Source organism: Carnobacterium maltaromaticum DSM 20342 (assembly GCF_000744945.1).
In the GTDB taxonomy this organism is placed as follows: domain Bacteria; phylum Bacillota; class Bacilli; order Lactobacillales; family Carnobacteriaceae; genus Carnobacterium; species Carnobacterium maltaromaticum.
This window is the reverse complement of the sequence record NZ_JQMX01000001.1, coordinates 2,709,763-2,732,832: the sequence shown is the minus strand read 5'-3', so window position 1 is coordinate 2,732,832 and position 23,070 is coordinate 2,709,763. Positions and strand designations below refer to the sequence as shown.

18 protein-coding genes are annotated in these 23,070 nt (G+C 35.1%); 4 read left to right on the top strand and 14 right to left on the bottom strand.

From position 1 onward, the window contains the following. Positions 1-178: 178 nt before the first annotated feature. The 5 genes from BR77_RS12860 to BR77_RS12830 form a co-directional block, all read right to left on the bottom strand. On the bottom strand, positions 179-1,126 hold the full coding sequence (locus tag BR77_RS12860; protein ID WP_035065284.1) for a metal ABC transporter substrate-binding protein: 948 nt from the start codon (positions 1,124-1,126) through the stop codon (positions 179-181). Then, positions 1,123-1,977: a metal ABC transporter permease gene (locus BR77_RS12855; protein ID WP_010053567.1), complete on the bottom strand. Its 855-nt coding sequence runs from the start codon at positions 1,975-1,977 to the stop codon at positions 1,123-1,125. Before BR77_RS12855 ends, BR77_RS12860 begins: the two co-directional genes overlap by 4 nt. A gap of 2 nt (positions 1,978-1,979) precedes the next feature. Beyond that, positions 1,980-2,714: a metal ABC transporter ATP-binding protein gene (locus BR77_RS12850; protein WP_015077605.1), complete on the bottom strand. Its 735-nt coding sequence runs from the start codon at positions 2,712-2,714 to the stop codon at positions 1,980-1,982. A gap of 984 nt (positions 2,715-3,698) precedes the next feature. Further along, positions 3,699-8,840, bottom strand: coding sequence for a SpaA isopeptide-forming pilin-related protein (locus BR77_RS12835; protein WP_015077607.1), 5,142 nt, complete (start codon positions 8,838-8,840; stop codon positions 3,699-3,701). A 346-nt stretch (positions 8,841-9,186) separates the two neighbouring features. Next, positions 9,187-10,791: an IS1634 family transposase gene (locus tag BR77_RS12830; protein WP_034558278.1), complete on the bottom strand. Its 1,605-nt coding sequence runs from the start codon at positions 10,789-10,791 to the stop codon at positions 9,187-9,189. Between the two features lie 193 nt (positions 10,792-10,984). Between BR77_RS12830 and BR77_RS12825 the strand changes: the two genes are divergently transcribed. Both BR77_RS12825 and BR77_RS12820 read left to right on the top strand, forming a co-directional pair. Next, positions 10,985-11,203, top strand: a complete 219-nt coding sequence (locus BR77_RS12825; RefSeq protein ID WP_015077608.1) for a hypothetical protein — start codon at positions 10,985-10,987, stop codon at positions 11,201-11,203. After that, positions 11,200-12,042, top strand: a complete 843-nt coding sequence (locus BR77_RS12820; RefSeq protein WP_015077609.1) for a DUF72 domain-containing protein — start codon at positions 11,200-11,202, stop codon at positions 12,040-12,042. The genes BR77_RS12825 and BR77_RS12820 overlap by 4 nt, the downstream gene beginning before the upstream one ends. A 390-nt stretch (positions 12,043-12,432) precedes the next feature. On the opposite strand, the gene BR77_RS12815 is transcribed toward BR77_RS12820, so the two are convergent. The 8 genes from BR77_RS12815 to BR77_RS12780 all read right to left on the bottom strand — a co-directional run bounded on the left by BR77_RS12815 (position 12,433) and on the right by BR77_RS12780 (position 21,220). Then, complete coding sequence (locus BR77_RS12815; RefSeq protein ID WP_035065281.1) at positions 12,433-13,806, bottom strand: PTS sugar transporter subunit IIC; 1,374 nt, start codon at positions 13,804-13,806, stop codon at positions 12,433-12,435. 157 nt (positions 13,807-13,963) lie between these two features. Then, entirely contained in the window at positions 13,964-14,284 is a 321-nt protein-coding gene (locus BR77_RS12810; protein WP_015077611.1) for a PTS sugar transporter subunit IIB, read from the bottom strand. Positions 14,285-14,568: 284 nt separating this feature from the next. Beyond that, entirely contained in the window at positions 14,569-15,465 is an 897-nt protein-coding gene (locus tag BR77_RS12805) for a helix-turn-helix domain-containing protein (protein WP_016356654.1), read from the bottom strand. A 263-nt stretch (positions 15,466-15,728) separates the two neighbouring features. Then, positions 15,729-16,631, bottom strand: coding sequence for a UDP-N-acetylmuramate dehydrogenase (gene murB, locus BR77_RS12800; protein ID WP_010053560.1), 903 nt, complete (start codon positions 16,629-16,631; stop codon positions 15,729-15,731). Positions 16,632-16,744: 113 nt separating this feature from the next. Then, the gene (locus BR77_RS12795) at positions 16,745-17,776 is read right to left on the bottom strand and encodes a hypothetical protein (RefSeq protein ID WP_035066183.1); all 1,032 of its coding nucleotides are present in this window, start codon (positions 17,774-17,776) and stop codon (positions 16,745-16,747) included. Positions 17,777-17,791: 15 nt separating this feature from the next. Continuing rightward, positions 17,792-18,487, bottom strand: a complete 696-nt coding sequence (locus tag BR77_RS12790; RefSeq protein ID WP_015077615.1) for a response regulator transcription factor — start codon at positions 18,485-18,487, stop codon at positions 17,792-17,794. Between the two features lie 6 nt (positions 18,488-18,493). Beyond that, the gene (locus BR77_RS12785; RefSeq protein WP_015077616.1) at positions 18,494-19,984 is read right to left on the bottom strand and encodes a sensor histidine kinase; all 1,491 of its coding nucleotides are present in this window, start codon (positions 19,982-19,984) and stop codon (positions 18,494-18,496) included. A 321-nt stretch (positions 19,985-20,305) separates the two neighbouring features. Continuing rightward, positions 20,306-21,220: a Gfo/Idh/MocA family protein gene (locus BR77_RS12780; protein WP_015077617.1), complete on the bottom strand. Its 915-nt coding sequence runs from the start codon at positions 21,218-21,220 to the stop codon at positions 20,306-20,308. A gap of 207 nt (positions 21,221-21,427) precedes the next feature. On the opposite strand from BR77_RS12780, the gene BR77_RS12775 reads away from it, so the two are divergent. Beyond that, positions 21,428-22,183, top strand: coding sequence for an exodeoxyribonuclease III (locus BR77_RS12775; protein ID WP_015077618.1), 756 nt, complete (start codon positions 21,428-21,430; stop codon positions 22,181-22,183). A 32-nt stretch (positions 22,184-22,215) separates the two neighbouring features. Further along, positions 22,216-22,665, top strand: a complete 450-nt coding sequence (locus tag BR77_RS12770) for a nucleoside deaminase (protein WP_010053551.1) — start codon at positions 22,216-22,218, stop codon at positions 22,663-22,665. A gap of 109 nt (positions 22,666-22,774) precedes the next feature. On the opposite strand, the gene BR77_RS12765 is transcribed toward BR77_RS12770, so the two are convergent. Next, the gene (locus tag BR77_RS12765; RefSeq protein ID WP_010053550.1) at positions 22,775-23,032 is read right to left on the bottom strand and encodes a Veg family protein; all 258 of its coding nucleotides are present in this window, start codon (positions 23,030-23,032) and stop codon (positions 22,775-22,777) included. Positions 23,033-23,070: the final 38 nt, after the last annotated feature.

Below are 23,070 nucleotides of genomic sequence, written 5' to 3'. Positions count from 1 at the left end.
CAAAAAAATAGCGCTTACACATAGTTTTAAATAATCTACACAGTTTTAATTTAATTACTTTTTTTCAGCTCTCTATAACAGATCTAAAATGATTCTAATCCTGCCTTATATGTACGTATCGAACAAAAAAAGACTAAGGCATTTTCTTCCCTTAGTCTTTCCCGTATAATTTTTTAAATTAGTTTGTTTTTCCAGATAAACCTTCATATATTTTATCAATGTTCCATTTAATCATATCATAGTAGGTATCGCCATCTTCACCCTTATCTGCTAAAGAGTCAGTAAATATTTTTGCCACAATTGGCACGCCTGTTTCTCTGGAAACGGCCTCCATTGTTTTTGGAGAAATACTAGTCTCCACAAACAATGCTTTTACATCATCCTTTTTAATACGCTCTACAATTCGTTTCATTTGTCCTGGTGTTCCTTGACTGTCTGTATTAATCTCCCAGATATACTCAGCTTGTAGCCCATATTGTTTTGAGAAGTATTTAAAGGCACCCTCACTGCTAACTAAGATACGATTTTCTTCAGGAATAGACAACATTTTTTCTTTTGCCTGCGTGTCTAATTCAGTTAATTTAGCTACATAGGCTTCTTTATTTTTTTCGAAATAATCTGCATTTTCTGGACTGATTTTGCTTAATTCATCGGTTATATTCTCAACGTACTTAATCCCATTTTGAACATTTAACCATGCATGTGGGTCTTCTTCTGTTTCTTGACCTGCTTCGCTTAAATACATTGGTTCAACACCCTTACTAACAGCAAATGTCACATCTTCCTTACGACTATTAGTAATAACTTTATCAAACCAGCCCTTACCTGTTTCAAGATTTAAGCCATTGTAAAAAACAATGTCCGCTTTTTCAACAGCTTCTGTGTCTCTAGGGGTTGGATCATAAATATGCGGATCCGTTCCAACTGGAACCATACTGTATACATCAACTTTATCCCCGCCCACATTCTCAATCATATCTGCAATAATTGAATAGGTTGCTACAACTTGAATTTTCCCTGTCGAGTCTGCCTTTTTTTTATCTTGGTTACTACTACCTGCAGAACAACCTGCTACAGTCAGCAATATAACTGCTAATCCGACTAAATAAATCATTTTATTTTTCATATCGTTATCTCCTCTTTTCTTCGTTTTAAGAATCCATTTTTTGGTGACAGTATAAATGAGATGGTGAAAAAACTCGCTCCGACTAAAACAATAGCTGCACTGGTTGGCAAATCATAGCTAAAACTAATTAGTACTCCAATAATTCCACTGATTGTGCCTAATGCTGATGCCATTATCATCATATGAAGTAATTTATTTGACCAAAGATACGCCGTTGCTGCTGGAGTAATTAATAAAGCAACAACTAAGACAATCCCGACTTGTGACAGCGCAGAGACAGTAAAAACTGTCAATAATAACATCAATAGATAATGATAGAAATTATTCTTCAATCCGTATGCTTTTGACATTACTGGATCAAACGAGGTAATCAATAATTCTTTATACAATAATGTGACTGTAACTAGTACTAAAATGAGAATAATCGCTGATGTTCCTATTTCTTGTGGTGTAACAGCTAAGATATTCCCAAATAAAACATGGTTTAAGTCAAGTCCACTATGGGCTTTTGTTATCAAAATGATTCCTAGTGCAAAAAACGTACTCAAAATAATTCCAATTGACGTATCCGTTTTAATTTTGCTTTTTTTGATAATAAACTCAATTAAAATTGATGCTAAAAGTCCAAAAAATGTTGCACCAACCATCATATTAACGCCAAACATATATGACAGTGCCACACCTGGTAACACGGCATGAGATAAAGCATCTCCCATTAAAGAAAGCTGTCTTAAAACAATAAAACTTCCGATAATGCCTGAAATTAAACCTAAAATAATCGATGACAACAAGGCGTTAATCATTGTGACTGACAGACCCGTTGCATCTGAAATTGAAAATAAAATATCCATACTTACCCCTCCACTCCTTTTATAACGATATCCCCTAGAGAATCACCATACGCTTCTTGGATAAATTTCGCCGTAAAAGCTTTATCAATTTGATCAGAGACAATCAACTTTTTATTCAAGATGACTAAGTGGTCAAAGTAATCCACGACTTTATGCAAATCATGATGGACGGTTAAGACTGTTTTCCCCTGTGCTTTAAGTTCATTGAGAATATCGATAATGATTTTTTCACTAACCATATCAATCCCAACAAAAGGTTCGTCTAAAAAGTAGTAATCTGCATCTTGTGCAAGTGCTCTAGCGATAAAAACTCTTTGTAATTGTCCACCAGAAAGGTTGCCGATTTGTTTCTTAGCAAGATTACTTAACCCAACTTTTTCTAAAGCCAGTTTTGCACGTTCTTTCTCTTTTCTCCCTGGAAAAACAAACAATTTTAAACTTGGGTATGTTCCAGTTAGAACAGTATCAAAGACGGTAATTGGAAAAGTTAAATCAATCTCACTCCGCTGAGCTACATAAGCAATTTTCTTTTTGAATCCTGAAATAGGTTGGTCGTTTATGTAGACTTCACCCGAATCTTTTTTGATTACACCTAACATCGATTTAAGTAAGGTCGATTTCCCAGCTCCATTTGGACCAATAATTCCAATCGACTGCCCTGTCGGTATTGTTGTTGTAATATCTGATAATGCATTATGTCCAAAATAGGACACATTAATATTTTTTAATTGAATCACTATATACACTCCTCGTATAAAAAGTTTGTTGAGCCGTATAGCTCTGGCAAGAAAATAGGGAAATTTGATGTGACGTTTTTTGTCACCTCAAAATTTCATCTTTTTCTCGAAGAGTTGGCTCATAAGAACTAGCCTTGATAAAAAGTTTGTTGAACCTTTTAGCTCTGGCAAGAAAATAGGGAAATTTGATGTGACGCTTTTTGTCACCTCGAAATTTCATCTTTTTCTCGAAGAGTTGGCTCATAAAAACTAGCCTGATAAAAAGTTTGTTGAGCCGTTTAGCTCTGGCAAGAAAATAGGGAAATTTGATGTGACGCTTTTTGTCACCTCGAAATTTCATCTTTTTCTCGAAGAGTTGGCTCATAAAAACTAGCCTGATAAAAAGTTTGTTGAGCCGTTTAGCTCTGGCAAGAAAATAGGGAAATTTGATGTGACGCTTTTTGTCACCTCGAAATTTCATCTTTTTCTCGAAGAGTTGGCTCATAAGAACTAGCCTGATAAAAAGTTTGTTGAGCCTTTTAGGCCTGGCAGAAAAATAGGAAATTTCAAGAAAAGTATCTTTTTACTTTTTTAGGAATTTATCTTTTTTCCGAAGGACTGGCCCATAAGAACTAGCCTTGATAAAAAGTTTGTTGAGCCTTTTAAGCTTGGCAATTTTAACTACTTTAGAAAAATAAGAAATTCTCCAAAAGGAAAGTTCCATTTTTTGTTTTAAGGGGCTTGCGAATAAAGTTAACCTTATCTTGATATTCTTATTATAGCATCTATATAAGGTTAGTCAAACATTATTTTTAGCCACGCCTAACTTTTTAAGTATTTAATAAAATACTAAGGCATTTACAGTGAATTTATTAACTATACATAATTTTCGAATCTTAATTATCTGACATAAAAGGTTACCCTTATTTTACTGAACACTAAAAAACCCAATCCAAAAATTCAGGATTGGGTTTTCGCTTGGTGGTTACTAAAATTAAGCGTTCATTATTTTAGTAATTCCCCTTTTCTTCTTTGAACTATATAAGCTAACATAGCTGTCATTACCACTAAGCTTCCTATAACCATCCATTTAACAGAAGGATTTTCTCCTGTTTTAGGTAGCGTATAGGTATTATTTTTTGATACTGATGTTCGTGGTAAAGTCTTATTATTTAGTTGATCATTGTATTTATCTACCGTAATCAAATCACTACCTTGAGCAATAGAAAAGTTCATTGGCGTTTGTTCCAATTTATAGCCCGTTGGAGCTTTGGTTTCAACCAATTGATAGTCTCCATTAGCTAAATCTGAGATTTCTAAGGTTCCATTTTCTCCTGTTTCCAGGTTCTTCTGGATAACTTTTCCATCCTTATCTTGTAAGTCAAAGATAGCTCCTGCTAGTAATTCATCTGTTTTAGCATCTTTCTTTTGGACCCTAACTGTTTGCTGTTTCGCTTTATTTGTTTTAGATAGTTGAAGCGCAGAAGATTGCCCCTTTTCTACTGTAAAAATAACTGGCTCTTGGTCTAATTGATAACCAGCTGGGGCTTTCGTCTCAACTAACTGATAGTCATTTGCTTTTAAATCATTGATAGCTAATTTTCCAGCAGCATCGGTTACCATATGTTGAATCAATTTATTCCCTTGGCTATCTTGTAAATCAAATTCTGCACCTGCTAATGTTTCGCCACTGCGCTCATCAATTTTTGTTAAGACCACAACACCTGCAATCAACTCATTTGAAACCGTTATGTTAACAGCTTCAGTCTGGTCTTTTTCAAGCGTAAAGACAACCGGTTCTTGATTTAATTGATAGCCTGTCGGAGCTTTGGTTTCAACAAATTGATAAGAACCAGGTTTTAAACCTGAAACAGCTAATTTGCCTGAAGCATTAGTTACTAAGTCCCTTTGAAGAACCTTTCCACTTTGATCTTGCAACTCAAAAATCGCTCCTTGTAAAACCGTCCCTGTTTGACTATCCACTTTAGTTAATAGAACGCTACTAGGATTAGCTTTATTCGTGATAGCTATTTTTAGAGCTTCCGTTTGACCTTTTCCAATTTTAAATGGAACTGGAGTTGCATCTAATTGGTAGCCTACTGGGGCTTTGGTTTCAACCAATTGGTATGCATTTGGAGCTAAATCATTGACGGAGATTTTACCAGATTCATCCGTTGTTAACGTACTTTGAACTTGTTTTCCTTCACTATCTTGCAGCTCAAAAACGGCTCCTGCTAAAACTTCACCAGTTTGATCGTCAGTTTTAGTAATCACAATACCACTAGGCGTTAGTTTATTTGTCATTGTGACTTCTGTTGCTTCACTTTGATTTTTTGCAATCGTAAATTCTACTGGTGTTGTATCTAGTTCATAACCTGTTGGCGCTTTTGTTTCAACAAACTGGTACGAACCAGGTTTCAATTCATCCACAGCTAATTTACCCAAATTATCAGTAGTTAATCCACTTTGAATCACTTCTTTGTTATTCTTTTGAAGCTCAAAGACGGCTCCTTGTAAAGTTTCACCTGATTGTTCATCGGTTTTAGTTAGTACGACACCACCAGGGAGCAACTCGTTCGTCATTGCCACTTCAACACTCTCTGTTTGGCCCTTTTTGATTTCAAATGTCAATGGAGTTTCATCTAATTTATACCCAGTTGGAGCTTTGGTTTCAACAAATTGATACGATCCAACTTTCAAATCTTGTAATGTTAAGGTACCATTCACATCCGTTGTTAATGCACTTTCTAAAGGAGTGCCTGTTTCATCTTGTAATTCAAAAACAGCCCCTGCTAAAGATTCATTTGATTCTTTAGCTGTTTTTTTCAAAGTAACACTATTTAAAAAGGTGCGTTCATTTGTCACTTTAATTGGAAGCATCGACTCAGTTAAACTGATCAATTTACCTGTTTTATATTCTGGATTAATGTCATAACCAGTTGGTGCTTTGGTTTCTTTTAGTTGATAGTCTCCCAAAGGCAAACCAGTAAAGGTTAATTCACCTTGTGCATCTGTATCACCTTTCAACCCAGTTTCAGTTCCATCAGCTTTTAAAATTTCAAAAGTAGCGCCAGCTAATAATGTGCTTTCGTCTAAATTATCGACTTTTAAAATCGTTAAATCAGCGGTTTTTACAATTCCAGAACCACTCCCACTGGAGAAACCTAAATTAATCGCAGCTTCAGCTTGTCTGTAATACGCATTTAAACCAACATAACTAGCTGAATCAACCTGCGCTTTACTTTTTACTCCACCTGGAAATTCGCTAATTGTATTATAAGTTACTTGAATATTACTTTCAGCTTTATAATCTGTAAATGTTATTGTAAAAGTATTCCCCGTAATTTTCAAGCTATAGTGATCACTACTTATTTTTTCACCTGTTGCCGTATTTTTAACGACAAATGAAATTGGATCGTAAGCCGCATTCGTACTGCCATTATCCAAAGTATCAGAAATCACCGGATTTTCAACTGGCAAGTTTGTTGAAATACTTTTAGTTGTGACTGTCCAATTCGCTACATTTTCTTTAGCACTATCTAAAGTAACTGCCTTAGTTAAAGCCATTTCATAGTTGTATGCATAAACGGTTGTTTCATATTCTGCCGTTTTGGTGTCATACTTGACTACCGCTTTATTTTTCAATTGATTGTAGGTGTACCAATCTTTTTTCACTCGTGTTTTATATTTAACATAGACACGTTTACTACCCAGTTTATTAAATTCTAAATTAAGAGCATTGTTTTCTGTATCAATTTTTGTTGGATAAACATCATCTCCAACTGGAACTAAATTGTAATCATAGCGCAAGTAATTTCTCATGTTATCTAACATCGACTGGCTAGTTACTTCCTCAAATCTCAATGAGCCTGGTACAAGTTCACTACCTAATGGCAACGTATCCGATAGACTTGTTTGATTAAAGTTACTTCCTTTAGAGTTCACTAAAATCAACCAATTTTGGTATAAATACTGACCATCTGAGACAGCTGCTTCACCCATTTTTTGCCCGCCTGTGTAGTAAGGATCTATAAATGTCCCTTTAGCTTCATACTCGATTACACCGGGAACATCCCCATAATTTAGCGTAGCTTTATTTTTAATTTCTGTTTCTTCTTCTGAAGTATTTAATTTCGTATTGATAGTCACAACTAGGGTATCTTTCAATTGAGCGTATTCCCCAAGAAGGTCAATCCGAACTCCACCATTGAAACTTGCTGGCGCCCCATTTACATTGGGTTGTGCACCCACTGGCGACCCTGTTTCATCAAAAAGAGTGACTTTATAATCAATTCCTTCCGTCAAGTTTTCAAATTGTGTTTCTGACAACTTTTTCTTAACGGTTAAAGAGGTATGACTGACCACTGAATCAATAAAATAGTCATGAATAACAGGATTTTTCATGGTATATTTTTCAGCATTGATTGTAATACTCCACTCCATTGTCTGGTTAAAGACATCAATTTTACCTGACTCTTTTTGGAGTAAATTTGGAATTAAACTAATTTTTGCTTCTTTTTGCGTAGTGCCATCACTGATTTTATTCGTAATCACGCGTTCAGTAGGATCAGTGATTTTAGTTGAATAGGTTACACGGTACGCTTGATTTGTAGCACCGTTGGCATTCATTTGGATCGTGCCATTAGTGTTGATGCTTGGGGTTCCCCACTGATCAGCACCATCCCCTTGTTCAATGACTGTATAGTTATTTCCACTAATATAGTTAAATCCAATTTTTTCAATTTTTAAAGAATCAGGAATATACTCAACTCCTTGATTGGCCAGATCAGTTGTTAATTTCGACATCGTTGTTAACGGTTGTTCGTTAAAATTATAATCAATTGTCCAATCAATGAATCCTGTCTCTTTATTGATTTTTCCACTAGTTGTTAATGGCTGAACCGTGTAGAAATTTTGACTAGCAAATGAATACTGTGAATTTTTCCCATCTTCATATGTGTAAGAATATGAATAAAAATAATTGTACTCATTGCCACTAGTTGAATCATCTATATAAGATTTTCCATTAATTCCTGAGAGGGAAGATTCAACAATAATCGCTTTTTTATTTAACTTATTCGTTAATTTTATTTCTGCTGTTGCTTGATAAGTTCCACTATTTTTTTTCGTAACTTGAAAGTCGACGCCTTCCGTCAACTCCGTTTTTTCTCCAACTAGTACCCCATTAAAGTCTACATCACTAGTTGAAACTTTTACTGAATCAAAAACTAATTTACTATCACTTTGGTAAGGCTCAACTGTAAATCGACGATTCGCGCTATCTGTCCGATCCAAATTAAATATTGATTCTATTTTAGCTGTTTTTGGATTAAAATCCCCTACTGTAATAGCTGTGCTACTTTTTCCTGAATCAATGTTTGAGGTAACTTCTAAATGATAAATCGTTTCATTTGGAGTCGTTGTAAATATAATTTCTTGGTTTTCTTCAGCACTATTTGATACTTTTTCTAACGAAGTAATTAAACTCAATTTGTACTCTTCTGAGGCAATATTATCTTCTAAAAAAGTAATTGTTAATTTTTTTGTGGCTGCATTAATCGCCCATTTTGCTGATGTCATCGGACTGAAATCACCAGATAAATCTTTGGCAATCGCTATTTGAGGCGGCAACTGAGTCGTAAAAGTATCTCCTGTTTGATAATTTTTATTTGTAAAAGAAAAGGTCATATTTAATTTAATTCCCGACATATTCGGAATAATATCATTTTCTTTAACTTCGTCTCCATTGATTTTATACATTTTTATATTCGTAAATAAATTATCTGTAATAGCTAATTTTGGTGCCTTTTCTATTAAAGTTTCAGGCTGTTTGTTAGTAGTCTCAGGCTTAACTTCATTAGATTCTACTGGTTGATTTTCTTCAGCTTGAGTTGAAGTTGGTACTTCTTCTGGCTTAGTAGGTGTATCTACTTCAGTTGAATTTTCTTCATTTTCTACCTGCGTAGTAGGTTCTTCAACTGGTGCAATTCCTGTTGGCAACGAACTTTCTGCTGTTGCAGGAATCTCAGCATCGTGCTGGCTAGAGTTGGTTTCAGTTGCCGTTCCTTCCGCATAAATAAGTGCTGGGCTTGAAACTTGAAAAACCAGCATTGTGACTAAAAACAACGTAATGATCTTATTTTTCATTCCATATTTCCTCCTAATTATTACTATAAGATTGATTGAACTGACTAAATAAGGTAGAAAACACATACAATGTATCTTTTCTCGACGGATTGGCTCATAAAAATGGGCTTTTAGATATTTAGATACAACTATGAACCTTGATAAGCTAAGTATAATTGAGATTTTCCCCTATATTATCCACTATACAGAACTTAAAAACGGTCATTCACTTTAATTTTCTAGATAACTGTTGTATTTTGACAAAAAAAAGTGATTCGTTACTAATTTTTTTATATTTAGCTAATACTTTTTTTAACTTTCAGTTCCTATAAATTGATTCATGCGTTAAAACCTGAATTCCCGGAATTTATAACGAGGGAAGGGCAACGCCTAACGCCTCGTATAATTCCTTCTGCTTCGTCGTAACCTCTCCCAACACGCGACCGTGCCCGGGGGCCTCAAATAATTCAATCATGTCCAGTTCGTCCAGTACACCTTGAAGGGTCCATTGGTTAAATAGCTCGGCATCCTGCATCTTCTTTTTCACGTAGGATAAGTAGATTAAGGCGATGAATTCCACAAAAAGCTTCCCATTCAGGGACAATTCGGATGAAACTTGCATTCTTCTGAAGTTGAGGCGCTCTTTTAAATTGCCGAAGGCTTTTTCAACAACATCCTTGCTGCGATAAAGAGACAACGCTTCAAACGGATCATTGACCTCATTAGAAAGCAAGGCGAAGTAACCATAATTTCTAACCGCATTGCGCATCGCCTCTTCTTTAGGCGTGATTTTCTTCCCTCGTTTAGGTGTCTCAGTAACTTCGAAGTACTTATCATAATCTTTCATACGATAATCTTTTAGTGTATTTTCCTTCAGATCTTGGTGAAGGGCTGTCAGATAGTCGTTCATGTCTACCTGATCTTTAATCGCTTTTTCAGGATTGTAGAACAGATGCAGATACGCGCGCTTTTCCAATTTTATCACATCACCTTTATACGGACGTTCCTGTTCGTATTCCCAGTTTATTGTGCGACATACACCGTAGGTGGTGAACTGTGTTTCGAAGTTTGACCAAAGTTTCAAGTTCTCACGTTCCGCTTCCAACACACCCTTGACATATTTGAGTTTGAGTTGCACTCCTATCACGAATTTCTGGTGGTGTTTATACAAGGCGTTGATATTATCCTTGCTGTAAAAACCTCGATCAAATATCACGTTGACCTTTTTGTAGCCCATTACATCAAATTCCTTCATGAGTTGCCGAACCGTTTTAACATCGGTGATATTTCCGGAGAGCTTGCGGTAATAAAAGGGCAGTCCGGATTGCGCCCCAAACAAGAGTGCCAAGTTGATTTGTGGCAAGCGGTCGTGTTCCTTGTTTCGTCCCTTCTTCACTTGCGATAAGACCTCTGAGTAACTCGATATCGACGTAGTGTCAAATGCCCAATACTCCTTTTCCATCCGGCGGTTGCCTTGTTTCTGAAAGAAGGCCATCCGGCCTTCCTCATCGATTGCTTGGAATAGGTCGCTGCTTCGTTGTGAAGGAATATCCTGGCAATACGGGTGATGATGCAGTTTTTGCCAATGGGAAAAACGACTCAAGGCGTTATTCTCTTCGAGAATCAAGTAATAGGCGATCGACAGAATTTGCTTATAATGCTCCGGGAAGATGGCCTTAAGGTCCGCGTATACGCCTGTCTGCTTGCCAATTTGATCGAGCAGATAACCTGCCCCATAGAAGATTCTTCGGACTTGTGTCATTGGAATCGGCCCTGGCTTAACTTCCGATGAAGTCGGGGCCGGTTTCTTTTTGTACGAACGTGTTGGGACGATTTCACCTGTAACCGGATCGACTTTTCCAATCAGTGTCCTCTTAGCGCGTGATTGTTGCTTTTCCTTATCCCAGTAGGGTTCATTCTGATAGGCATAAGTAATGCCCGTTTTCTTGTTTGTCTGAAAAATAACTGCCATATCAACACTCCTCGTTATACATTATATTATATAACGAGTTATAAGTCTACAAAAAAACCGCTATATATCAATCGTTATAGCGGTTTTTCGAGTGATTATCGTTACACAATTCGGGAATGCAGGTTAAAATAAAGAAAAAGAGTCCTATTATTATGGCTAGCTCTTTTGAACCAACTCCTCGGAAAAAAGATGAATGGAAAAAATGACAAAAAGCGCCATTCCTCCCATTCCCTATTTTTCTGCTGGAGCTAACCGGCTCAACGAGCTTTTTATTAGGCTAGCTCTTTTGAACCAACTCTTCGGAAAAAAGATGAATGGTAAAAATGACAAAAAAAGCATTCCTTCCATTTCCTATTTTTCTTTCAGAGCTATCAGTTTCAAGGAGCATTTTATTATAAGGAGGTTGCTATGATTACAATTGGTTTAACAAATTGGAAAGGTCACGAATCTTTGCTCGTAGATAAAAATAAAGAATTAGAAAATTATACAGCACATTTTCCTTTTGTTGAAATGGATACTAGTTTCTATTCCATTCAGCCCGAAACGAATATTGTTAATTGGATGGGGAAAACACCTGATGGTTTTCAATTTATTCCAAAAGCTTTTCAAGCTATGACTGCCCATCGAGAATGGGGAGATTACTTTCCAAGTGAAAAAGCGATGTTTCAAGCTTTTATTGCTTCTTTCACACCTATGCTCGAGGCCAATCGCATTAAGGCTTTTTTATTTCAATTTCCGCCTTATTTTGCTTGTACCAAAGAAAATGTCGATTATTTACGAAAAATTCGGTATTGGATGGGTGAATTGCCTGTCGCAATTGAATTTCGAAATAATAGTTGGTTTTCGGAAAATCATTATGGAGCAACACTTAAATTTTTAACTGAATTACAGTTTATCCAAACAACAGTTGATCAACCTCAAACTCAGACAAATAGTATTCCAATGGTTCTTAACGTAACCAATCCATCACTGACTCTTTTACGTTTGCATGGTCGGAATTTTACAGGTTGGTTGGAGTCCAGTAGTCCCGATTGGCGAAAAAAAAGGACCTTGTATAATTATTCTCCAACAGAAATTAAGGAACTCAAAGGATATGTAGAAACCTTAGCACTCGATGCTAAAGAAGTTGCCGTTATATTCAATAATAATTCTGGAGGGCACGCGGCTCCAAATGCAAAAGCTTTACAAAAAGAATTAGACCTAAGCTTTGAAAACTTAGCCCCACAACAATTAGGCTTAGATTTATTTTAACTTTTTAGATTTGGCTGTAAGGATTTGAATATTTGCATGAATATAATAGCAAGGTGGAGGGAGGGGTGATAGAAAGAATTGAAAAAGAAACCATGCATCAACATAGTTTCTTTTAAAGTAAAATTGTTCAAAAGACTATGACTACTATGATAGTACTATTAAACCATCTAACTTGCCAAAGTGTTTAGATGGTTATTTTTTTTCGTTAGATTTTAGGATCGCGATAACTCGCAAACTGAAATTAATCATTAATACTGGTGTATCGAAAATACTGCTAACTTATATTTGTAACATAAAATTAGTTTCTATTCTCAGTTGCAATAAAATTCACCCACACTCAATTATTTGAGCATGGGTGAATTTTTTAATTCGCTTATTTTATAACTACCTTTAGTCTTCTAAAGGCACTTTATTTGCAGCTAAGACAAATGGCATCCAGATAACCAATGCTACTCCTAAGTTAACTAGAGTTAAGATAATTGCACGCCAATCACCACCCGTGGCTAAGAAACCACTGATTCCCGCTGGCATTACCCAGATTACACTAACCACAACCGGATTGACCAGCCCTGCCATTGTTGCAACATAAGCAACAGAAGCTGTTGCCATAGGTGCTAAGATAAATGGAATCATGTAAAGTGGATTTAAAACGATTGGCATACCGAACATCACTGGTTCATTAATGTTGAAAATACCAGGTCCTAAAGCTAATTTACCAACTGTTCTAGAATCTGCTCGTTTAGAGAAAATTAGAATTGCCACAATGAGCATCAATGTTACTCCTGCTCCACCTGGCCAAACAAATGCTTCAAAACTTCCTGCTACCCATTTGTAAGGAATCATTTCTTTTCTTTGATAAGCATTCATGTTTGTTGTCATTGCACTACCATAAATGGTTTGTAAAACTGGTGCCATTACGTTTGTACCGTGGATTCCGAAGAACCATAATAAATGAACTAAGAAAACAATTAAAATTACGGCACCAAAACCTTGCGATAAGGCTAATAATGGTGTTTGAATTGTTTCTGTAATCCAGTCAATAATTGGTTGACCAGTTAAGGTTGTGAAACCATAGTTAATAATTCCACAGATATATAATGCCACTGTCGCTGGAATAATAGCAGCAAAAGCTTTAGCAACTGCCGGTGGAACAGAGTCAGGCATTTTAATTGTAATTTTTGCTAGCATTAATTTAGAAAAGATAATTGTTGCGATAAAACCGAAAATAATTGCTGTAAATAATCCTGTACCACCCATGTGTTTGCCGAAGTTAAAGAATCCCCAAGCTTCTGCACTGATAACATTACCATCTGTAACAGTTCCACCAGCTGCTGTAATCATGCTGATTGCTTTTTTAGGTAATTCACCATCGAGCGTTAAAGCTGTTGATGCAGTTTGAGTTAGACCCATAAAAAATGATGTTAATGATACTACAGCGCCAGATAAAGCATCTACATTATAAGCTTTAGCTAAATTGTAACCTAAAGTCATTGAGAAAACGACCGCCATAATTGCTAAAGTACCTGTCCAAACAAACCCATTAACCGCTACCACAGGCTTCATAAATTCAACGAAACCTAACCAACCCCATTCAGTTGGGAAATCACGGAAGAAGGCATTTAGTAAAACAGCTACTGAACCTGCCATGGTTGCTGGCATCGTAGCAATAAACGCGTCCCGTAGCGCTACTAAGTGTTTTTGAGAACCAATTTTTGAAGCTACTGGAATGATATATTTTTCTAACCAATTCATTAATCCATTCATGTATATTCTCCTCCAAAGATGTATTTTTAGGATGTCGCTTTGGCCACCCTTTTCTAGCATTTTTCACCTTATTGATACTACTTTCTTACCTATAAAATTGTAACCGCGTTCATTAAGTAGTTTTCGCTTTCTCTACCTTTTTCTGACTCCTTTCTTTTTATTTATTCATTAAAGCTAAGGCTTGATCCAAAACTTTTTCGCCATTCATCATACCGTAATCTTGCATATTGATGACATCTAGTGGGATTCCCTTAGCAGCAACTTTCGGTTCAAATTGTGCTTTCATAAATCGAACTTGAGGACCTAATAACATTACGTCAATTTGTTTTGTTTCAAGATTTCCATCAGCTTCTGACGCTGACACTGCAAAAATCTCAGCCTCCATTCCTCTAGCAATAGCTGCTTTTTCCATTTTTGTTACCAATAAACTCGTACTCATACCTGCTGAACAAACTAACATTATCGTCTTTTTTTCCATTTTCCTTCTCCTCCATCTCTCTTTCACTTAAAATAGATTAGCCAATTGACTTACTCACTATACTATATAGCAAATAGCGTGCCAAAGATTATAATGTTACAATCTTTGATTTGACTAGGTTTTACTAGACTTATTTATTACACACTTAATTGACGCCGCTTACACAAATCGTTTTATGGCTACACACTCCTTAAAAGGCACATAAAAAAGCCAGATAATGAACTATCTGACTTTTATAATCTATTTTAATTAGAAGTAATTTTCTTTTTCAACTCAGCATTTCTTTATTCCCAATAGCAATAACCTTCTAATTTAAATTCTCGCATATTTTTTTTAATCGCTTCACTAATGATTTTATTTTCAGTTAACTTTGCAAATGAAGCTGCATGAAAATAAAATTCAGTTGCTTCTTCTATCCGATCTAACTTAGCTAAATTAAAGGCTTTTTCATAATATAAGCGATCTAATTCATAGTTGGTATGTTTCATTTGCTGCAATGTGATGCCTAATGTACAAAGGTTGACAGCTTTTTCGTAGTTTCCAATGTGAGAATAAAATTTCGCACTGTTAAAATAAATAATGGTAATCTCGGCACTATCATTTATCTCTCCTAAATCCTCAATTAGTTCATCTAATTGTACCAGAGATTTTTCATAATAAGTTAGTGCCTTGTCAAGTTCATCTTCTAATTCATAAGCTATTCCAATACCGTTTGTAGCTAAAACATCAATCAAATCTAACTTACTGTCTGATTTGTCTGACAATACTAAGTTAAAATAATAATGGGCATCAATAAAATTGTGATGACCTGCTAATGTTGTTAATCCTAAATAGTAATAATATTTTTTTCTTTCATAGGCTGTTTCAACTTTTTTTATATCTATTTCATTTTTTAGTAATGTATAGGCTTCTTCATGCTGATAAGCCGCACATAATTGTTTGACTTTATTAAAAATACGGGAAGTCTGAGAATTAACACTAGTTAAGGCATAACCAGAAAGCTCACTAAATTCAATATTTAGTCGGTTGGCAATTGCTAATAAAATAGACATCGTGGGCATTCTAGATTTATTTTCCAGATTACTAACAGTCGCTTGTGTACAGATTCCCTCTGCCAATTCACTTTGCTTTAGTCCTTTAGCTAAGCGCTTCTCTTTTATTATTTCCCCTAGTGTGCTCACTATTATGACTTCCTTTCTATCATTAAATCCAGATTTATTGATTAATTGTACCTTACATTGTATTATTAGAGTAGTATTTTGTTTTTATTTTATTACTAAAGGAGGTACCACATTATGAACAGTGCAGATATTATTGCTATTTCAGCTGGATTCCCTATCACAACACCATTTGGAGATATTCCTCATGGCTAAATAATCTGACCATGCTTATATAAACCTAGTGCTTTAAATTAGCACTAGGTTTATTTTTTTATATTCGTTTACTACTTATCTTCTCCAATAATTCGCACTTCAGTCTCTAATTTAACTCCAGTGTTTGTCAGGATAACTTCCTGAATATAGGCAATCAACTCGATGTAATCTGTTGCTGTTGCTTCATTAATATTTACAATAAAACCGGCATGTTTTTCTGATATTTGAGCCCCACCCCAAATTTTACCTTGTAGTCCAGCTTCTTGAATCAATTTACCTGTAAAATAACCTGTTGGGCGTTTAAAAACACTGCCACATGATGGGAATTCTAAAGGTTGCTTGGCTTCACGTAAGGCTGTTAGCTCATCCATTCTTGTTTTAATCGTAGCTTTGTTTCCTTTTTTTAATTGGAAGACAGCTTCTAATATAATTCCGTGATGTTTTTGGATAGAGCTATAACGATAACTAAAATCCAAATCTTCATTACTTAAACGTGTAACTTCACCTGTTTCAGAAATCACTAGAGCACTCTCTAAAACTTCGCTAATTTCACCCTCGTAAGCCCCTGCATTCATAAAGACCGCTCCGCCAATACTACCAGGAATACCACAAGCAAATTCTAATCCTGTTAAGCCTTCTGACCAGGCACGATAAGAGGTATCAATCAATTTAGCGCCACTTTGGACGGTTAATTTTTCTTTTTTCACTTGCATTTGGTTCATTTCTGTTAAAATCATTACTACGCCGCGAATTCCGCCGTCTTTAACAATTAAGTTGCTTGCATTTCCTAACACTGTTAAGGGTAATTGTTGTGCTTTTATCCAAGCAACTAATTTAACAATCTCATCTTCTGTTTTTGGGAAAGCCAGTATATCTGCCGGACCACCTGTTTTAGTGTAGGTATAGAAGGACAGAGGTTCATTTGCTTTTATCAGCACCGTTGGAAATTCTTTTATCATTTCATTTAAGATCATTTTATTTCCCTCACAAACTTTTGTTTTTCATATTTCCCATTCTAACATGAGAAGTCCTACTTTAACAGCATTTGGATGATATTTATACGATCTTTAACAAATGGCGATTGAATTTAGTTTAGTTGAATATTCTTTGCTATTTTTTGATAATTTTCATAAGAAGGATGTTGCATTAAACTTTCATCTAGCTGTTCAAAATTTTGAGATTTGATAATTTCCTCTCCTAACTGATCAGAAAAAGCAACAAAATTATCCCCACTAATTTTCTGGTAATCTAGTGAATAATATTTTGATTGGCGGTATAGAGGTTGAAGTTTTTCTTCACTAATTGACTCTTTTTTATCAGCAAAATATTCATCATATCTAACTGTATCTATTTTTCCATCTTCTGTTGTCACTTGTAAACGGCCAACAATCCCATTCCCAAAATCTTCTGCATAACCATAATAGTATGATTTATATGGTGTTCGAATCCAATCAGCCATTTCAGCTGCGATCGGCATAAACCCATTTCGAGCACTTGTTGAGGAGCCTTTTACCGTTTCAAATGCGCCATCTACTCGATTTTCTTCACGCATTTGTTTTTCTAAAAAGGTAATTCCGTTTACAACAGTCACTAAGGTTTCATCTGTTCGCGTATTTTGGGCTTGGAAAAAAGCATAGTCTGAAAGTCGTTTCGATTTCCCTGCATACTTCGGTTCATAATAATTTTCAGAAGCAAATTCATTGAATTCAACATGTAAAATCTTGCTATCATCGTCTGTTACAACTTCAACAATCCCACGATAATCACCGTCAAAACGCCGTTCATTTCGATAATAATTTCCTTCAATTAAGCCCAATGGCGGTTGTGTAGACCAAAACATCTTATCCAACTTTTCTTCATAAGTCATCTTAGCTGCCGGAGTAGTCCCGAAGGTTGTTTTAGTCGCAGAAGTTACGACATCGTAATCGTACTCATAGTTATCAAAACTGACTTGATTTTTTTCATTCTCTTCTATATTAGAAGAATCATTTACAACTTGTGATTCTTTAGGTTCTATAGTTGTTTGATTTTCTGAATTTTTTTGCTCATTTCCCCCACAAGCTGCAAGTAGAAAAAAGCTACTCACTACGAACATACTGATTCGCCATTTTTTAGTCATCATCATATCACTCCCCTATTTTTGCTGATTAAATCGATAGCCACTTCCCCAAATAGTCTCAATATAAAGTGGTGAACTACCTGTTTGTTTCATTTTCTCTCGAATTTTTTTAATATGCACAACTACAGTAGCCACATCCCCACCATAAATTTCCATTCCCCAAACCTGTTGGAACAGTTGCTCTTTACTTAACACTTGGTTGGGATGCTCCATTAAGTAAACGAGTAAATCAAACTCCTTTGTTGTAAAAAATTGTTCTTCCTCAAATACAAAGACTTTTCTGGCTCGCTTATCAACATTGATTCCATCAATTTCAATTGTTTCTGTTGGTTGATGGCTAGCTGTTAAACGCTCATAACGAGCAAGGTGTGATTTCACACGAGCAATTAATTCCCCTGGACTAAAGGGTTTCGTCAAGTAATCATCCGCCCCTAAACCAAGTCCACGAATTTTATCTATTTCTTCTTTTTTTGCTGAAACCATAATAATTGGAATATCTTTGACTTTACGCACTTCTTTACAAATTTCGAAACCATTTAATGTTGGTAACATCAGATCTAAGAGAATTAAATCAAAATTATCATTCAAAGCTAACTCTAACCCTTCTTGACCATCTACACTGATAACTGAGGAAATGCCGTTAATTTCTAAATAATCTTGCTGTAATTCAGCGATGCTTCGTTCATCTTCAATAAGCAAAACTTTTTTCATTTCCACTCACTCTTTCTCTACTAGTTTATTTAAACAAAAGGCAATTTTTGTCCCTTGGCCCTTAATACTATTTAATTGCAACGTTCCGCCATGAGCTTCAACTAATTGTTTGACAATAGCTAATCCTAAACCCGATCCACCCATTGCAATGTTACGTGAACTTTCACCACGATAAAAACGATCAAAGATAAAAGCCTGTTGCTCTTCGTCAATTCCAATGCCATTATCTTCAACTTCAATCCAAACCTTACTTTCTGTTTGAGTCAAACGAAGAATAACTTGATTGAATTCTTTTCCCATATCTCTAAAATTCAAACTATTTTGGATTAAATTTCCTAATATCCGGTTTACTTGTTCTCGATCAATAAGACAATAGGCATCTTGCTCCTCACCAAATTCAGTGCTTAAATGTGTCCCTTGATTAGCCAACTCCATCTGATATTCTTCACTAATATGAACAAGAAATTGTCTGATATTGACTTCCTCAAAATTAAAGCCAATTTTTTGTAAGTCTAATTTAGAATAAAGAAACAACTCTTCAATTAAATGATTTAGACTTGTCGCTTTTTTATGAATTGTCGCTAAATATTGAGCTTCTTTTTCTTTTGTTGTAGCAACCCCGTCCTGCAAACCTTCGACATAACCGATAATGGAGGTAATTGGTGTTTTTAAGTCATGAGAAATATTGGCAATTAATTCTTTCCGATTTTCTTCATACCTTTTTTGTTCAATAGCCGATTGCTTAACTTGCAAACGCATCTCTTCAAAACTATCTGCTAACTCTTTAATTTCATTGGCTGCGTACTCATTATCTAATGGAACTTCTATACTTTCCAAATTTCCAGTTTTCATCGTTTCAGTGCTTTTTTTCAGCTGATCTAACGGTTCAATAATAGTTTTTGTAATCGACCGATTAAAGAGTTGTACAAAGATTAAAGCAATTAGTATAATTAAGCCACTAATCAGCAGTCCCCATTTTTGTAAGAACTCCACAAAGGTATTTTCTTTTTTCAAAACCATCACACTGTTAGCCATCTGACTACTGTCTTTAAAATCAAATTTCATGTAGCGATATAAGCGACCAGCATTATCAATCGTACCATTAACTTTTAAATTATTGGGTTCATATATTGGGAAATGAGCCAAAAGCGATTTTTCAACAAGTCCATTAGAATAATAAGAAATATCCTCGCCTTGACGAATAACAACTGCTAAATTCTGCTTTTCAATTTCTTGAATAATTTTTACTAATTCAGGATTCTCTAAATTTTTTAAGCTATCTGGTTCATTTTTTGCCAATAAACGTAGTTCTAAAAAAGCCCCTTCTTCCTCAAGACTTAATGAACGTTCTCTGGTAATCATTTTATATAAATTATTGGGTGATGGAACACTCCCTGTTACAACAAAAAGTGTGATTGAGCTAATTAAAAATAAAGACAATAGCGTCACAATGATGCCGCCTAAATAAGAAATTAAAAACCGCATTTTTATCGTCATCCCGAACCTCCTTGTTTAAGTTCCTCTTTTTATCTATCCTAACATAAAGTTTAAAATTAATTAGTTAATCTACCTCTTTAGCATACCAATTAGACATAAATCTCACCTAAAATAAGTATAAACATTTGATAAACTTTTATGTAAAAAAAGCTCGTTGAGCCGCTTAGCTCCGATAAGAAAATAGGAAAAATTGATATGGCGCTTTTTGCCATCTCGAATTTTTATCTTTTTCTCGAGGAGTTGGCTCATAAGAGCTAGCATGTAAAAAAGCTAGTCTAATAAAAATAGTTATTAGCAAATTCACTAATAACTATTTCTATTCTATAGAGTATGTTTAATGTCACCCATCACAATTTGATGGCATAGTTGATGGCTAATATAAGCAGATTCAGTACTTACTGGTTGTTCACCTGTCGATAATCCAGAAATAAATTCACGAATTAAAGGAGCAAATCCTCGTTTTTCTAGAGTTGGAGTCCAATCTCCAAAGTGTTGGATCATCTCTTTTCCTAGTTCATTACTTGAATACTCCGTCAGATTCAATACGCGATGCGTTCCAGTTGGTGACATGACTTCCATTACTTCAGAATTAGCTCCTGAAACATAATTCATCGAAGCAACACAAACTGTACTAGCTGTAATTAGCTGCATGATACAATTTTTCAACTGACCTTTTTCTTCAACTAGATGATAGCTGCTTTTTAGAATAGGTTCATCTAATAAATACGTAGCTGTATCCAAAACATGAATAAACATATCATAAATTCCACGTTCGACACTACCGCCACCATTTTCTTTATTTTTTTGGACGAAAACCATATTTTTATTAGGTACAGCTTTTAATTTTTGAACCATTGGTGCAAAACGACGGTTGAAACCAGTCACTAGCTGTAAATTTTTACTTTCAGCCAACTGAATCAATTCTTTTACTTCAGCTATATTCTCACTGATTGGTTTATCTACATAAACATGAAGATTATGCTCTAGTAATTGGCGAATAATCGCACCATGAGTTTCAGTGGCAGTATGCACAAAAGCTGCGGTTATTCCACTTTCAATTAAGGCTTCAATGCTTGGATAGGTATGTTCAACACGATATTGTTGGCTAATTTCTGTTAGTCTTTCTTGATTTCGTGTATATAAATGCCATTCTACTTCTTGTCCCATTGCCATCATAACAGGTAAATAAGCTTTTTGAGAAATACCACCTAAACCAATAATACCAATTTTTTTCATTAAATTGCCTCATTTCATTTATTTTTTGAGCCTATTCTTTATGTTTAACTTACAGTTCTAGTTTACCAAATTTTATAAAGAAAGAGTACTTATTTATAAGCGCTTCAATTTACTATTGATCTTCCTTTGAGTACAATAGAGGAAGGAAACTTTATTTTCTTTATTAAAGTTGAAAGAATCGCAACATTAGATGAAGGAGCTGTATGTATGAAATTAATCTCATGGAACGTCAATGGTTTACGAGCTGTTGTGAAAAAAGGCTTTATCGATATTTTCAACCAATTGGATGCTGATTTTTTCTGTCTCCAAGAAACTAAATTACAAGCTGACCAAATTGATCTTGAGCTACCCGGCTATCATCAATACTGGAATTATGCTGAAAAAAAAGGCTATTCGGGAACAGCTATTTTTACCAAACATGAACCTGATGACGTTTTTTATGGATTAGGCAAAGAAGAACATGACCAAGAAGGACGAGTCATTACTCTTAGTTATCCTGACTATTATGTTGTAACTTGCTACACACCTAATTCACAAAACGAATTAAAACGCTTAGATTACCGCATGACTTGGGAAGAAGATTTCTTGGCTTATTTAAATCAATTAGATGCTGAAAAACCAGTTATTGTATGTGGTGATTTAAATGTAGCTCATGAGAATATTGATATCAAAAATTGGAAAACCAACCGGAAAAATGCTGGATTTACAGATGAAGAACGTGGCAAATTCACTGAGTTTTTGGAAAATGGTTATATTGACACTTTTCGTTATTTTTATCCAGAACTAGAAGGGGCTTATTCTTGGTGGAGCTATCGTTTCAATGCTCGCGCTAATAATGCTGGATGGCGCATTGATTATTTTATTGTTTCTGAACGTTTACAAGAAAAACTCGTTTCTGCTGCTATCCTAAATGAAGTTGTTGGAAGTGATCATTGTCCCGTTGAGCTACAAATTAATCTATAATAGCTTAGCTTATAAGGAGGGAAAATAATTTTATGACTAATGTTGAACATTTTATGAAACGCGCGCTTGAACTAGCAAGTACAGCTGCCAAATCTGGAAATGAACCATTTGGAGCTATTTTGGTAAAAGATGGAAAAATAGTCTTTGAGACACAAAATTCTATCCACAAGTCTAGCGATCCAACAGCCCATGCTGAAATGAGCTTGATTAGAGAATTTTGTCATACCAACCAAATTAGCGATTTATCCGATTATACTTTATATACTAGTTGTGAACCTTGTTGTATGTGTTCAGGCGCCATGGTTTGGTCTAAATTAGGTAAATTAGTTTATTCTGCTAGCCATAGTCAATTACAAGAAATTGCTGGATTTAATATCATGATAAGTAGCGAAGAAGTTTTTGAAAAAAGCCCTTTTAGACCAACCACACATGGTTTGATTTTAAATAACGAAGGGACCAAAATTTTAGCGGATTATTTTTGATATGCTAAACAAACAGAGAATCTATTATTGTTAGAGTAATTCCTAACAATAATAGATTCTCTGTTTTTATGTAAAAAAAAACGAGCTTCATCAGCTCGTGGTCTTACTATTAAGCATATTGGCGACTGTTTTCGTCAAAAAATTGAATTTCAACGGATTGAGTCAAAACATCTGTATAACTATAAGAAACACGTTCAAATGCATTTTCATCTTGATCTAAATCTACAACGAAAACAGACGGGTAAGTTTCTCTCAAAACGCCCTTTCGTTCGGTCTTTCTTTTGCGACCCGTTTGCGCGGTCAACATAATCTTTCTACCTAACTGACAATCCAAGTTCTTTTTGATACTTGCTAATGTATTTGGCATTAGATTCACCTCACTGAGGTAAAGTATACCATATTCTG